The organism is Pseudomonas palleroniana (genome assembly GCF_022836895.1).
In the GTDB taxonomy this organism is placed as follows: domain Bacteria; phylum Pseudomonadota; class Gammaproteobacteria; order Pseudomonadales; family Pseudomonadaceae; genus Aquipseudomonas; species Aquipseudomonas palleroniana.
Genome location: NZ_CP092411.1, coordinates 1,868,990 through 1,880,752, shown reverse-complemented (window position 1 = coordinate 1,880,752; position 11,763 = coordinate 1,868,990). Strand labels below are relative to the sequence as shown.

Below are 11,763 nucleotides of genomic sequence, written 5' to 3'. Positions count from 1 at the left end.
ACAAGAGCATGCCTCGTGAGGGGTCAGGGGGTTTCCCCTCACAAGGACCAGCCGTGCTAACCGTTACTTCGCAGACTTGATCGCAGCGCCAAGTTTCTTGGCGGTGTCGGCCGGGTCGGCTTTCGGGTCGTTGATGTAGTTGGTTACGACATCAAAGAACGCACCTTGCACGGCCAGGGTGGTGGCCATGTTGTGCGCCATGCTTGGTTGCAAGCCGCCGGTCTGGGCGTCAGCCAGGAAGTCCTTGGCCGCAGTCTGGGCGCAGGAGTCGAAGCCAAGCTTGTCCATTTCATGGAGCATGTCGTTGCGCACAGGGATCGAGCCCTTGTTGATGCTGAACACTTTCTGGAAGTTTTCACCCAGCACCACTTTGGCGATGTCCTGCTGACCGGCCTGAGTGCCCTTGTCTTTGACCTTGAACACCGCCAGGGAGTCGATGTTGTAAGTAAAGGCTTTGTCGGTGCCCGGGAAGGCTACGCACTCGTAGTCTTTGCCGGCGACTTTCTTGGCGGCAGTCCATTCGGACTTGGCCCAGTCACCCATGATCTGCATGCCGGCCTTGCCGTTGATGACCTTGCCCGCTTCGAGGTTCCAGTCCTGGCCTTTACCGTCGACGTCCATGTAGGTCGCGACTTTCTTCAGCTCAGTCAGGGCCTTGACCATTTCCGGGCCGGTCAGCGCGGCGTTGTCCAGGTCAACCAGGGCTTTCTTGTAGCCATCAGCCCCCATCACAGACAACACCACCGCTTCGAATACGGTGCTGTCCTGCCAAGGCTGGCCACCGTGGGCGAGCGGAATGAAGCCCGCGGCCTTGAGCTTGTCACCGGCAGCGTAGAATTCTTCGAGGGTGGTCGGGTTCTTGGTGATACCGGCTTTCTTGAAGACTTCCGGGTTGATCCACAGCCAGTTCACGCGGTGGATGTTGACCGGCACGGCAACGTAGTTGCCCTCGTACTTCACGGTATCGGAGACTTTCTTGTCGAGCAGGGAGTCCCACTTTTCTTCTTTGGCGACGTCTTTGAGCACGTCAGTGTCGAGCAGGCCGGTGGATGCCCATTCCTGGATGTCCGGACCTTTGATCTGAGCAACGCCTGGTGGGTTGCCGGCGACTGCACGGCTTTTCAGCACGGTCATGGCAGTGGCGCCACCGCCACCTGCAACAGCACCGTCCTTCCAGGTGAAGCCGTCTTTCTCAACTTGGGCCTTCAGGACATCTACGGCCGCTTTTTCACCGCCGGAGGTCCACCAATGCACAACTTCAACCGTGCCTTTCGAGTCGGCGGCAAATGCACTGAGGGGAAACAACGAGGCAATGGAAATAGCGACGGCGAGGCGATTAATCGCGTTCATCTGAGTACCTTTTCTTGTTGTTATGCATGCAAGTCTAGAGCTTGCGCTGCACGGAGTTTAAACAGGGATGTTCAGGGCGCAGGTAACAAAGGGACGCACAAATGTCACCACCTTGTGACATACAGGCCCCGACCTAAAGCACTGGTCATACTGGGTGACAGAGGGAGTGCGGGCAGCACCACCGCTTGCCAGGCATGGTACAGGTCCGGCTTGCCACCCCAAATGTTGCTGCTGGGTTGGTTGTGCGGGTCGAGTTCGTGGTGCCAGCTGCCGTGGGTCCTGTCGATAAAGTGGGTCTCGCAGAACTCCCAGAAGCGTCGGTACCACATCTCGTAATGCGCATCAGCGGTACGCTTGAGCAGTGCCTGGGCAGCGGCACTGGCTTCGGCGTGGGTCCAATGCAAGCGTTCGCGTACCACCGGGCGCTGGTTCCAATCCAGGGTGTAGACGATGCCGGGGGCGCCATCCACGGCCCAGGCGTGCTCGCAGGCGCTGGCGAACAGGCCTTGAGCATCGCTCACCAGCCAGTCCGGCGTGACCAGCCCGGCTTGCAGACGCGCAGCCTCCAGGTGCAGCACCAGCCGCGCCCACTCAAAACCGTGACCGGGGGTGATGCCGTAAGGGCGAAAGCCGTCAGCAGGGTTGTCTTCGTTGTAACCGGGCAGCGGTTGCCAACGAGTGTCGAAATGCTCGATCACCATGAACCGATTAGCCGCCGCGTGGGTGTGGATAACCCGCTCGACGATACGCAGCGCCCGGTCCAACCAGCGTCGATCACCGGTGACATCGGCCAGGGCCAGGAATGCTTCGGTGGCGTGCATGTTGCTGTTGGCACCGCGATAGGCTTCGACACCGGTCCAGTCCCGGGCAAAGGATTCGAGCATCACGCCCTCCTCCTCGCTCCAGAAGAATTGGTCGATGACATGGATGGCATCGTTCAACAGGTCCTGTGCACCTGGCGCGCCGGCCACCACCGCCGAGCTGGCGGCCAGGGCGACGAAGGCATGCAAATAAGCCGCTTTACCGTGGTTGCCATCGCGGGCATTGGGGGTGGCGAACCAGCCGGCGTGCTCACTGTCGCGCAGTGGCCCTCTGAGCGCCGCGACGCCGTGGGCGACCAGGTCGGCGTAACCCGGCAGCCCCATGACCTGGGCCATGGCGAAACTATGGGTCATGCGCGCGGTGTTCATGGTTTCGGCGTAGGCATCGGCCGGCAGTTGGCCTTTGTCATCGAGATTGCCGAAGCCGTCAGGCAGTCGAGAGGCTTTGGCAAATGCCAACAGGCGCTGTCCTTCGCCGGCAAGCCAGGCGTGATGGGCAGGTGCATTCAGCCAACTGCTGGCAGGCAGTGGTTGGGTGGTCATGGGTGGCCCTTGTTTTTTTTATGGGATGACCGAGTCTAAACAAGGGCGAAAGAGGGGCAAGTAACGAAACTGATGGTAAATGTCACCAAGCGGTGACATTTACCAACAAGCTTTACTGACCGAGCGGCGTAGCGGCCGCTGGCGCATTGAGACGTTGATTCAAGTTCTGCACCTGGCTCTGCAAGGTGGTGATGTTGCGCGTGGTCTGGATGCGGAACACGTCGAACTCTTTATTGGTGGGTGCGTCGCTGTTGGCGGGCTGGTTTTCCTGTGCGCTCTTGAGTACCAGCAGGTCCTGCTCGAGGCGGGCGATGGCCGCGCTCGGATTGCCCTGTTTCTTCAAGGCCGCCACGTCGTTCGCCAGCTCCTTGGTCTCACCCTGCGCCGCCTTGAGGCTGGCGACGGCCTCGGTCAACGCCTGGACCTGGCCCTGCAACTTGGCATTGGCATTCGCAAGCTCCGTGGCATTGGTGGTCATTTGCGCCAGGCGCTGGTCCAGTTCGCTCGCCTGACCGGCCACGCCCACTTGTTGCTTGCCCTGCTCCAGCAATTGGGTTTCCAGCTGCTTGATCTGCAACTTCAGCGCTTCGCTGCCGTTGTTGACGTTGGCCTCACTGGCCACGACCTTGCCGGAAATATCCTGCAGGCGCCCCGCCGCTTCCTCGCTGATGCGCGCGAAACTCTCCTGGGTGGCGACCAACTGCTGGCCCATCAGGGAAATCTGCTGGAAGCTCCACCAGGCCAGGCCGGCAAAGGCGATCAGCAGCGCGCCGACCAAGGCCCACAATGGGCCGGTGCTGGCTCTTTTGACATTGACCACCTTGGTGTTGCGCGAGCGCACGGAGGTGGCGGGAGTCGGCACGAAATCATCGTCATCCCCTTGATCGGCCCGCAGGGTGGGAACGTTGTCGAATTCGTCGTTGGCATCGTTACGCATGAATCTACCTTGAATCAATGAGATGGCTAGCTGGAAGGCCGAGCGCCGGGATTATAAACCGCGTTCCCCGCGCACTGGTCGACCCGGAACCACGAATTCGGTTCCCGATGTGTCGCTGCTGGTGAAACTACTTCAGGCCGGGGTCCTGGGCCTTCCACCAAGCGCAGAACTCGTCGAGCGCGGTCCACAGGCTGACCTTGGGCTCGTAGTCCAGATAATGCCTCGCCTGACTGATGTCGAGGGTGAAATCTTTGTTCATCACCTGCATGCCCAGGCGTGACAGCGCCGGCTCCGGACGACCCGGCCACATCGCGCAAAACGCTTCGTTCAACGCCGCCACGCTGTAGGACAAGCCGTAAGATCGATAACGGGTGACCTGCGGCAGGTCCATCTGGCGCATCACGTAGTTCACCACATCCCACACCGGCACCGGCGTGCCGTTGCTGATGTTGTAGGCCCGGCCCAACGCCGAACCTGGGGCCAGCAAGCTACTGAGGAGAGCTTCGTTCAGGTTGTGCACGCTGGTGAAGTCGACCTTGTTCAGCCCGTCGCCGACAATGGCCAGGCGATTCTTGCGCTGCATCTTCAGCAAACGCGGGAAGATGCTCATATCGCCGGCGCCGGTCACAAATCGAGGGCGCAAAGCCAGCACTTCCAGGCCGAACTCCTGGGCCCCGAAGACTTTCTGTTCCGCCAGGTATTTGGTGGCGGCATAGGGGTGCTTGAAACGCTTGGGCACCTGTTCTTCGGTCAACCCCAGATGATCGCGCCCGTCAAAGTAGATCGACGGTGACGACAAGTGCACCAGGCGCCCGACCCGTTGCTTGAGGCAGGCTTCAACGACATTTTCGGTGACCAGCACATTACCCTGATGAAAATCCTGGTACTTGCCCCACAGCCCGACAGCGCCGGCGCAGTGCACCACGGCTTCGACGTCACGGCACAGCTCGCGCACCAGGTCGGCATCATTCAAATCACCCTGGATAAACTCGGCACCGCGCCTGACAAGGTGCTCGACCCCCTCGGCACGTCGCCCGTTGACCCGCACGTCCAGGCCCTGCTCCAGGGCGAAACGCGCAAAACGCCCGCCGATGAAGCCGCTTGCGCCGGTGACCAGAATTTTCATGAAGCCTCCTACGGATGCAGCTGCCAGCGTCAAGCCTCAAGCTACAAGTTAAAAACGATCCGCAAGCTTTTCTTGCAGCTTGCAGCTTGACGCTTGTTACTGCTGATAGGGCACCAACCATTGGCCACAGGCCTGGGCCAGATGGTCGGTCAACAGCCCCAACAACTGCCCGCCACTGCGCCAATGATGCCAGTACAGCGGCACATCGATGGGCTTATCTGGCAACAACTCGACCAATACGCCTTTCTCCAATTGATCACGCACCTGCAATTCGGGCACCAGGCCCCAGCCCAGGCCGGCCTCTGTCAGGCGAATAAAACCTTCGGACGAGGGGCACAAATGGTGCTCAAAACCACCGTCCACACCGAGGGATGCCAGGTATCGGTGTTGCAGGAAATCATCCGGACCGAACACCAAAGCCGGCGTACGCGCCAGTTGTTCGGCCCGCACGCCCTCGGGAAAGTGCCTGGCAATAAAGGCCGGGCTGGCCAGCGCGCGATAACGCATGGCGCCGAGCAACAGGCTGCGCGCTCCCGCCACAGGGCGTTCGCTGGCGCAGATACAGGCCGCCACTTCGCCGGCCCGCATGCGCTTGAGGCCCACGGTCTGGTCCTCCACCACCAAGTCCAGCAACAAATGCTGCTCGGCGCAAAAATCGCTGACCGCCTGCGCCCACCATGTGGCGAGGCTGTCGGCATTCAGGGCGATGCGCAGCCGCTCAGGCATACCTTCCTCGTCCAGTGCGGGCACCTGGCTTTGCAGGTCACGCTCCAGCAACCGCACTTGTTGGACGTGGTTGAGCAGCCGCCGGCCGATATCCGTAGGCGTCGGCGGCGTAGCCCGCACCAGCACCGGTTGGCCGATGCGCGCCTCGAGCAACTTGATACGCTGGGAAATCGCCGACTGCGACAACCCCAACACCTGCGCACCGCGCTCAAAGCCCGCCTGTTCCACCACCGCCGCCAGGGCGGAGAGCAATTTATAGTCGAACATCAGTTTCTCTAATGAGCGATCAGCAATATTGGTTTTTCTTATACAGCCTACCCGATGAAAATGACCAGCATTGCTTCGTCGTATTTCACCTCTTCACGTTCGAAAGGAACCTTCACATGGCTGGCGAAACCGCCCTGGCAACCCTGCTGCGCAGCATGAGCCCGCAGTTGCATGAGGGTGACTACGTGTTCTGCACCCTGCCCGACCGACGTATTCCCGAAGGCTGCGAGATCATCGGCAGCTTTCGCGAGCAGGAAGGCCTGACCCTGATCCTCGAGCGCCAACAAGCGCAACAAGCCGGCTTGGCTTTCGAGTATGTCGCGGCCTGGATCACCTTGAACGTGCATTCGGCCCTGGAAGCCGTGGGCCTGACCGCCGCTTTCGCCGGCGCGCTGGGCAAGGCCGGCATCAGTTGCAACGTGATCGCCGGCTACTACCACGACCACCTGTTTGTCGGCCGCGCCGACGCCGAGCGCGCGCTGCGGGTTTTACGGCAATTGGCATCGGACGCGGAGTAAACCTTATGTGGCAAAGTTATGTGAACGGACTGCTGGTGGCGCTTGGCCTGATCATGGCGATCGGCACGCAGAACGCCTTTGTATTGGCGCAAAGCCTGCGCCGTGAGCATCACCTGCCGGTGGCGGCCCTGTGCATTGTGTGCGATGCCATCTTGGTGGCCGCCGGGGTGTTCGGCCTGGCCACGGTGCTGGCCCAGAACCCGCTGCTGCTGGCGATTGCCCGCTGGGGCGGCGCGGCGTTCCTGTTGTGGTATGGCACCTCGGCGCTACGTCGGGCGTTTTCAAAGCAAAGCCTGGAACACGGCGACGCCTTCAAGGCGCGTTCACTGCGCGCTGTCTTGCTCAGTGCCTTGGCGGTGACGCTGCTCAACCCCCATGTGTATCTGGACACCGTGCTGTTGATAGGCTCCCTGGGCGCTCAGCAAACCGAACCGGGCGCCTATGTGGCCGGTGCGGCCAGCGCCTCGTTCCTGTGGTTCGCCACCCTGGCGCTGGGCGCGGCGTGGCTGGCGCCCTGGTTGGCACGCCCGGCAACCTGGCGCCTGCTGGATCTTTTGGTCGCGGTGATGATGTTCAGCGTGGCCTATCAATTGATCAGCGCCTGACGAATATTCCAAAACGCTCTGGAACCTCTATCCCACACAGTTGTTGCGTGGTTTTGCCACACCCCCGGTGCTATGATCCGGACCCTGCGCCGCAAAGAGTTCAAACTCCCCGGCGCTTGTTTGGCCGCCCGTGATCGGCCTTGCGCTCACCGCAACTGACCTGATTAGGAGAATCATCATGGCTTTCGAATTGCCGCCGCTGCCGTACGCACACGATGCCCTGCAGCCGCACATTTCCAAGGAAACCTTGGAATACCACCACGACAAGCACCACAACACCTATGTCGTGAACCTGAACAACCTGGTGCCTGGCACCGAGTTCGAAGGCAAGACCCTGGAAGAGATCGTCAAATCCTCTTCGGGCGGCATCTTCAACAACGCCGCTCAGGTCTGGAACCACACCTTCTACTGGAACTGCCTGGCGCCAAACGCCGGCGGCCAACCGACCGGCGCCCTGGCTGAAGCCATCAACGCTGCGTTCGGTTCGTTCGACAAGTTCAAGGAAGAGTTCACCAAGACTTCCGTCGGCACCTTCGGTTCCGGTTGGGGCTGGCTGGTGAAAAAGGCTGACGGTTCCCTGGCCCTGGCCAGCACCATCGGCGCCGGCAACCCGCTGACCAGCGGCGACACCCCGCTGCTGACCTGCGACGTGTGGGAACACGCTTACTACATCGACTACCGCAACGTGCGTCCAAAGTATGTGGAAGCGTTCTGGAACCTGGTCAACTGGAAGTTCGTGGCTGAGCAGTTCGAAGGCAAGACCTTCACTGCCTAAGCAACACTTGCAGTAGAAAAAGCCCGGCGAATGCCGGGCTTTTTCATGGGCGACGGAACTGAGCGAACCGGCAACGCCACCCAGGCATGCAGAGGAATTCGCCTCTCATACCTGTCGGAGAATTAACTATGTCCATTGGAGCACTCGCCGCGCTGCCCCTCATCGGCGACGTCGCCAAAGCCGCTGGAGATATCACCAGCGCCGTCACCCCGCTTGTCCAACCCTTCGCCGATGTACTGGCCAAGGCGCTGGGCAACGCTCTGGAGCCTCAAAACAAAAACCTGGATTTTTCGAGTCTTCAAGAAACGACAAAGCGTACGTTGACCTTCTGATACCGACTGCGCCCCTTGCAGGCGGATGCAAATCCGCCCTGCACCACCTGATGACCGACTTCAAACCTGCTTTGCCCCAATGTTCCTTTGACTGACACCCCGAGATTGCCAATACTCATGGCATATTGAGGCTACCCGCATGGAACAAGGAATGACCCTTTGAAGCTGGAACTCAAAAACAGCTTGTCGGTGAAGTTGCTACGGGTTGTGCTGTTGTCGGCATTGATCGTGGGCGTGGCGTTGAGCGTGGCGCAGATCGTTTTCGATGCCTACAAGACACACCAGGCCGTGGCGGGCGATGCCCAACGCATTCTCGACATGTTTCGCGACCCCTCGACCCAGGCCGTCTACAGCCTGGATCGCGAGATGGGTATGCAGGTCATCGAGGGTCTGTTTCAGGACGACGCCGTGCGCATGGCCTCCATTGGCCATCCCAACGAAACCATGCTCGCGGAAAAAAGCCGCGCCTTGCAGCAATCGCCCACCCGCTGGCTGACCGACCTGATTCTGGGCCAGGAACGCACCTTCACCACCGCATTGGTCGGCAAAGGCCCCTACAGCGAATATTACGGCGACCTGAGCATCACCCTGGACACGGCCACCTACGGCAAAGGTTTTATTGTCAGCTCGGTGATCATCTTTGTGTCCGGCGTACTGCGCGCCTTGGCCATGGGCCTGGTGCTGTACCTGGTGTATCACTGGCTGCTGACCAAACCGCTGTCGCGGATTATCGAACATCTGACATCAATCAACCCGGACCGGCCCAGCGAACACAAAATCCCCCAACTCAAGGGCCATGAACGCAATGAGCTGGGGTTGTGGATCAACACGGCCAACCAGTTGCTCGAATCCATCGAGCGCAATACCCACCTGCGCCATGAGGCCGAATCCAGCCTGCTGCGCATGGCCCAGTACGACTTTCTCACTGGCCTGCCGAATCGGCAGAAGCTGCAGGAGCAGTTGGACAAGATCCTGATCGACGCCGGCCGCCGACAACGCCGTGTGGCAGTGCTGTGCGTCGGGCTGGACGACTTCAAGAGCGTCAACGAACAGTTTACCTACCAGGCCGGCGACAAATTGCTGCTGGCACTGGCCGACCGTCTGCGTGCCCACAGCGGCCGCCTCGGCGCCCTGGCCCGCCTGGGGGGCGACCAGTTCGCGCTGGTTCAGGCCGATATCGAGCAGCCTTACGAGGCCGCCGAGCTGGCACAAAGCATCCTGGATGACCTGGAGGAGGCATTCGCCCTCGACCAGGATCAGATCCGCCTGCGCGCTACCATCGGCATCACGCTGTTCCCGGAAGACGGCGACAGCACTGAGAAGCTGCTGCAAAAAGCCGAACAAACGATGACCCTGGCCAAGAGCCGCTCGCGTAACCGCTATCAGTTCTACATCGCCAGCGTCGACAGCGAAATGCGCCGCCGCCGCGAACTGGAAAAAGACCTGCGCGATGCCCTGAGCCGGGACCAATTCCACTTGGTGTACCAACCCCAGATCAGTTACCGCGACCACCGCGTGGTCGGCGTGGAAGCGCTGATCCGCTGGCAGCATCCGGAACACGGCCTGGTACCACCCGACCTGTTTATCCCCCTGGCGGAACAGAACGGTACGATTATTCCGATTGGCGAGTGGGTACTCGACCAGGCATGCCGACAGTTGCGCGAATGGCACGACCTGGGTTTCACCGAGCTGCGCATGGCGGTCAACCTGTCCACCGTGCAGTTGCACCACACCGAGTTGCCGCGGGTGGTCAATAACCTGATGCAGATCTACCGCTTGCCACCCCGTAGCCTGGAGCTGGAAGTCACCGAGACCGGCCTGATGGAAGACATCAGCACCGCCGCCCAGCACTTATTGAGCCTGCGACGCTCCGGCGCGCTGATCGCCATCGATGACTTCGGTACCGGCTATTCGTCGCTGAGCTACCTGAAAAGCCTGCCTCTGGACAAAATGAAGATCGACAAGAGCTTCGTCCAGGACCTGCTCGATGATGACGACGATGCCACCATCGTGCGCGCCATCATCCAGTTGGGCAAAAGCCTGGGCATGCAGGTGATTGCCGAGGGCGTTGAAACTGCCGAGCAAGAGGCCTACATCATCGCCGAGGGCTGCCATGAGGGGCAGGGTTACTACTACAGCAAACCCCTGCCGGCCCGTGAGTTGGCGGTGTACTTGAAACAATCCGAGCGCAATAACGCGGCGATTCTTTGACCGTGCAAAGCAATACCAAATATTTCCCGCGTATAACGCTTTACACAAAATGCAAATCTTTCGCATTATGTCGCAGTTTTGCGCGCCCTCGCGTGCCCCAACCCCAACCGAAGCAGGATGTTCGCCATGATTCGTATGCCCCTGGCCACCGCCAGTCTGCTGGCCCTTGCCATTTCTCTCGCCGGTTGCGGCGAAGGTAAAGACAAGGCGGCCGCGCCTCAAGCACCCGCAGCCGCCAGCAGCACCGCACCTGCGGCGGCTCCGGCTGGCCAGGTCGACGAGGCAGCCGCCAAGGCCGTGGTCGCGCATTACGCCGACATGGTGTTCGCGGTGTACAGCGACGCCGAATCCACCGCGAAAACCCTGCAGACCGCAATCGACACCTTCCTCGCCAACCCGAACGACGAAACCCTGAAAGCCGCCCGCGCCGCTTGGGTTGCCGCCCGTGTGCCGTACCTGCAGAGCGAAGTGTTCCGTTTCGGCAACACCATCATCGACGACTGGGAAGGCCAAGTGAACGCCTGGCCTCTCGATGAAGGACTGATCGACTACGTCGACAAATCCTACGAGCACGCCCTGGGCAACCCGGGCGCCAACGCCAACATCATCGCCAACACCCAGATCCAGGTGGGCGAAGACAAGGTCGACGTGAAGGACATCACCCCGGAAAAACTCGCCAGCCTCAATGAACTGGGGGGTTCCGAAGCCAACGTCGCCACCGGCTATCACGCGATCGAGTTCCTGCTCTGGGGCCAGGACCTCAACGGCACCGGCCCAGGCGCGGGCAACCGCCCGGCGTCGGACTACATGACCGGCGACGGCGCCACCGGCGGCCACAACGAGCGTCGTCGCACCTACCTGCGCGCCGTGACCCAATTGCTGGTCAGCGACCTGGAAGAAATGGTCGGCAACTGGAAGCCCAACGTCGAAGACAATTACCGCGCCACCCTGGAGTCGGAACCTGCCACCGACGGCCTGCGTAAAATGTTGTTCGGCATGGGCAGCCTGTCCCTGGGTGAGCTGGCCGGTGAGCGCATGAAAGTCTCCCTGGAAGCCAACTCGCCGGAAGACGAGCAGGATTGCTTCAGCGACAACACCCACAACTCGCACTTCTACGATGCCAAAGGCATCCGCAACGTCTACCTGGGCGAGTACACCCGCACCGACGGCACCCAAATGACCGGCGCCAGCCTGTCGTCGCTGGTGGCCAAGGTTGACCCGGCGGCCGACGCTGCGCTGAAGGCTGACCTGGCTGCCACTGAAGCGAAGATCCAAGTCATGGTCGATCACGCCAACAACGGTGAGCACTACGACCAACTGATCGCCGCCGGCAATGACAAAGGCAACCAGATCGTGCGTGACGCGATTGCCGCGCTGGTCAAGCAGACCGGCGCGATCGAAACCGCCGCCGGCAAGCTGGGCATCAGCGACCTGAACCCGGATAACGCGGATCACGAGTTCTGATCCGTGCCGCATTGAACAAGGCGACCTTCGGGTCGCCTTTTTCATACGCCCTATCTACCACCACAAATCCCTTGTGGGAGGGGGCTTG

General features: G+C 60.8%; 11 protein-coding genes. 6 read left to right on the top strand and 5 right to left on the bottom strand.

The genetic code is table 11. The features are described 5' to 3' along the window. Positions 1 to 63: 63 nt before the first annotated feature. The 5 genes from MJP36_RS08535 to MJP36_RS08515 all read right to left on the bottom strand — a co-directional run bounded on the left by MJP36_RS08535 (position 64) and on the right by MJP36_RS08515 (position 5,770). Complete coding sequence (locus MJP36_RS08535) at positions 64 to 1,350, bottom strand: ABC transporter substrate-binding protein (RefSeq protein ID WP_090368938.1); 1,287 nt, start codon at positions 1,348 to 1,350, stop codon at positions 64 to 66. Positions 1,351 to 1,454: 104 nt separating this feature from the next. After that, complete coding sequence (locus tag MJP36_RS08530) at positions 1,455 to 2,714, bottom strand: D-mannose isomerase (protein WP_090368936.1); 1,260 nt, start codon at positions 2,712 to 2,714, stop codon at positions 1,455 to 1,457. 112 nt (positions 2,715 to 2,826) lie between these two features. Further along, positions 2,827 to 3,651, bottom strand: coding sequence for a coiled-coil domain-containing protein (locus MJP36_RS08525; RefSeq protein WP_161549362.1), 825 nt, complete (start codon positions 3,649 to 3,651; stop codon positions 2,827 to 2,829). A gap of 127 nt (positions 3,652 to 3,778) precedes the next feature. Then, positions 3,779 to 4,777, bottom strand: coding sequence for an NAD-dependent epimerase/dehydratase family protein (locus MJP36_RS08520; protein WP_090368932.1), 999 nt, complete (start codon positions 4,775 to 4,777; stop codon positions 3,779 to 3,781). A gap of 96 nt (positions 4,778 to 4,873) precedes the next feature. Further along, positions 4,874 to 5,770 carry a LysR family transcriptional regulator ArgP gene (locus MJP36_RS08515; protein ID WP_060754136.1) on the bottom strand — a complete coding sequence of 299 codons (897 nt, stop codon included), beginning with the start codon at positions 5,768 to 5,770 and terminating at the stop codon, positions 4,874 to 4,876. Between the two features lie 116 nt (positions 5,771 to 5,886). Here MJP36_RS08515 and MJP36_RS08510 point away from each other — a divergent pair, with 116 nt between their 5' ends. From MJP36_RS08510 to MJP36_RS08485, 6 genes are all read left to right on the top strand, one after another. Further along, entirely contained in the window at positions 5,887 to 6,288 is a 402-nt protein-coding gene (locus MJP36_RS08510) for an ACT domain-containing protein (protein WP_244385179.1), read from the top strand. A gap of 5 nt (positions 6,289 to 6,293) precedes the next feature. Then, positions 6,294 to 6,893, top strand: coding sequence for a LysE/ArgO family amino acid transporter (locus MJP36_RS08505; protein WP_104994665.1), 600 nt, complete (start codon positions 6,294 to 6,296; stop codon positions 6,891 to 6,893). Positions 6,894 to 7,071: 178 nt separating this feature from the next. Beyond that, positions 7,072 to 7,668: a superoxide dismutase gene (locus MJP36_RS08500; RefSeq protein ID WP_003212997.1), complete on the top strand. Its 597-nt coding sequence runs from the start codon at positions 7,072 to 7,074 to the stop codon at positions 7,666 to 7,668. A 128-nt stretch (positions 7,669 to 7,796) separates the two neighbouring features. After that, a complete protein-coding gene (locus MJP36_RS08495) occupies positions 7,797 to 8,000 on the top strand; it encodes a hypothetical protein (protein WP_104994666.1) in 204 nt (67 codons plus the stop codon). A 159-nt stretch (positions 8,001 to 8,159) separates the two neighbouring features. Continuing rightward, positions 8,160 to 10,211: a putative bifunctional diguanylate cyclase/phosphodiesterase gene (locus MJP36_RS08490; RefSeq protein WP_104994667.1), complete on the top strand. Its 2,052-nt coding sequence runs from the start codon at positions 8,160 to 8,162 to the stop codon at positions 10,209 to 10,211. 126 nt (positions 10,212 to 10,337) lie between these two features. Further along, positions 10,338 to 11,675 (top strand): imelysin family protein, encoded by a 1,338-nt coding sequence (locus tag MJP36_RS08485; protein WP_060754141.1) that lies wholly within the window; start codon positions 10,338 to 10,340, stop codon positions 11,673 to 11,675. The last annotated feature ends 88 nt before the right edge of the window (positions 11,676 to 11,763 follow it).

Bases quoted from the DNA above. Each gene is read 5' to 3' on its own strand.
- MJP36_RS08525 (WP_161549362.1), bottom strand. From the start codon at position 3,651: ATGCGTAACGATGCCAACGACGAATTCGACAACGTTCCCACCCTGCGG.
- MJP36_RS08500 (WP_003212997.1), top strand. From the start codon at position 7,072: ATGGCTTTCGAATTGCCGCCGCTGCCGTACGCACACGATGCCCTGCAG.
- MJP36_RS08510 (WP_244385179.1), top strand. From the start codon at position 5,887: ATGGCTGGCGAAACCGCCCTGGCAACCCTGCTGCGCAGCATGAGCCCG.
- MJP36_RS08505 (WP_104994665.1), top strand. From the start codon at position 6,294: ATGTGGCAAAGTTATGTGAACGGACTGCTGGTGGCGCTTGGCCTGATC.
- MJP36_RS08535 (WP_090368938.1), bottom strand. From the start codon at position 1,350: ATGAACGCGATTAATCGCCTCGCCGTCGCTATTTCCATTGCCTCGTTG.
- MJP36_RS08495 (WP_104994666.1), top strand. From the start codon at position 7,797: ATGTCCATTGGAGCACTCGCCGCGCTGCCCCTCATCGGCGACGTCGCC.
- MJP36_RS08520 (WP_090368932.1), bottom strand. From the start codon at position 4,777: ATGAAAATTCTGGTCACCGGCGCAAGCGGCTTCATCGGCGGGCGTTTT.
- MJP36_RS08515 (WP_060754136.1), bottom strand. From the start codon at position 5,770: ATGTTCGACTATAAATTGCTCTCCGCCCTGGCGGCGGTGGTGGAACAG.
- MJP36_RS08530 (WP_090368936.1), bottom strand. From the start codon at position 2,714: ATGACCACCCAACCACTGCCTGCCAGCAGTTGGCTGAATGCACCTGCC.
- MJP36_RS08485 (WP_060754141.1), top strand. From the start codon at position 10,338: ATGATTCGTATGCCCCTGGCCACCGCCAGTCTGCTGGCCCTTGCCATT.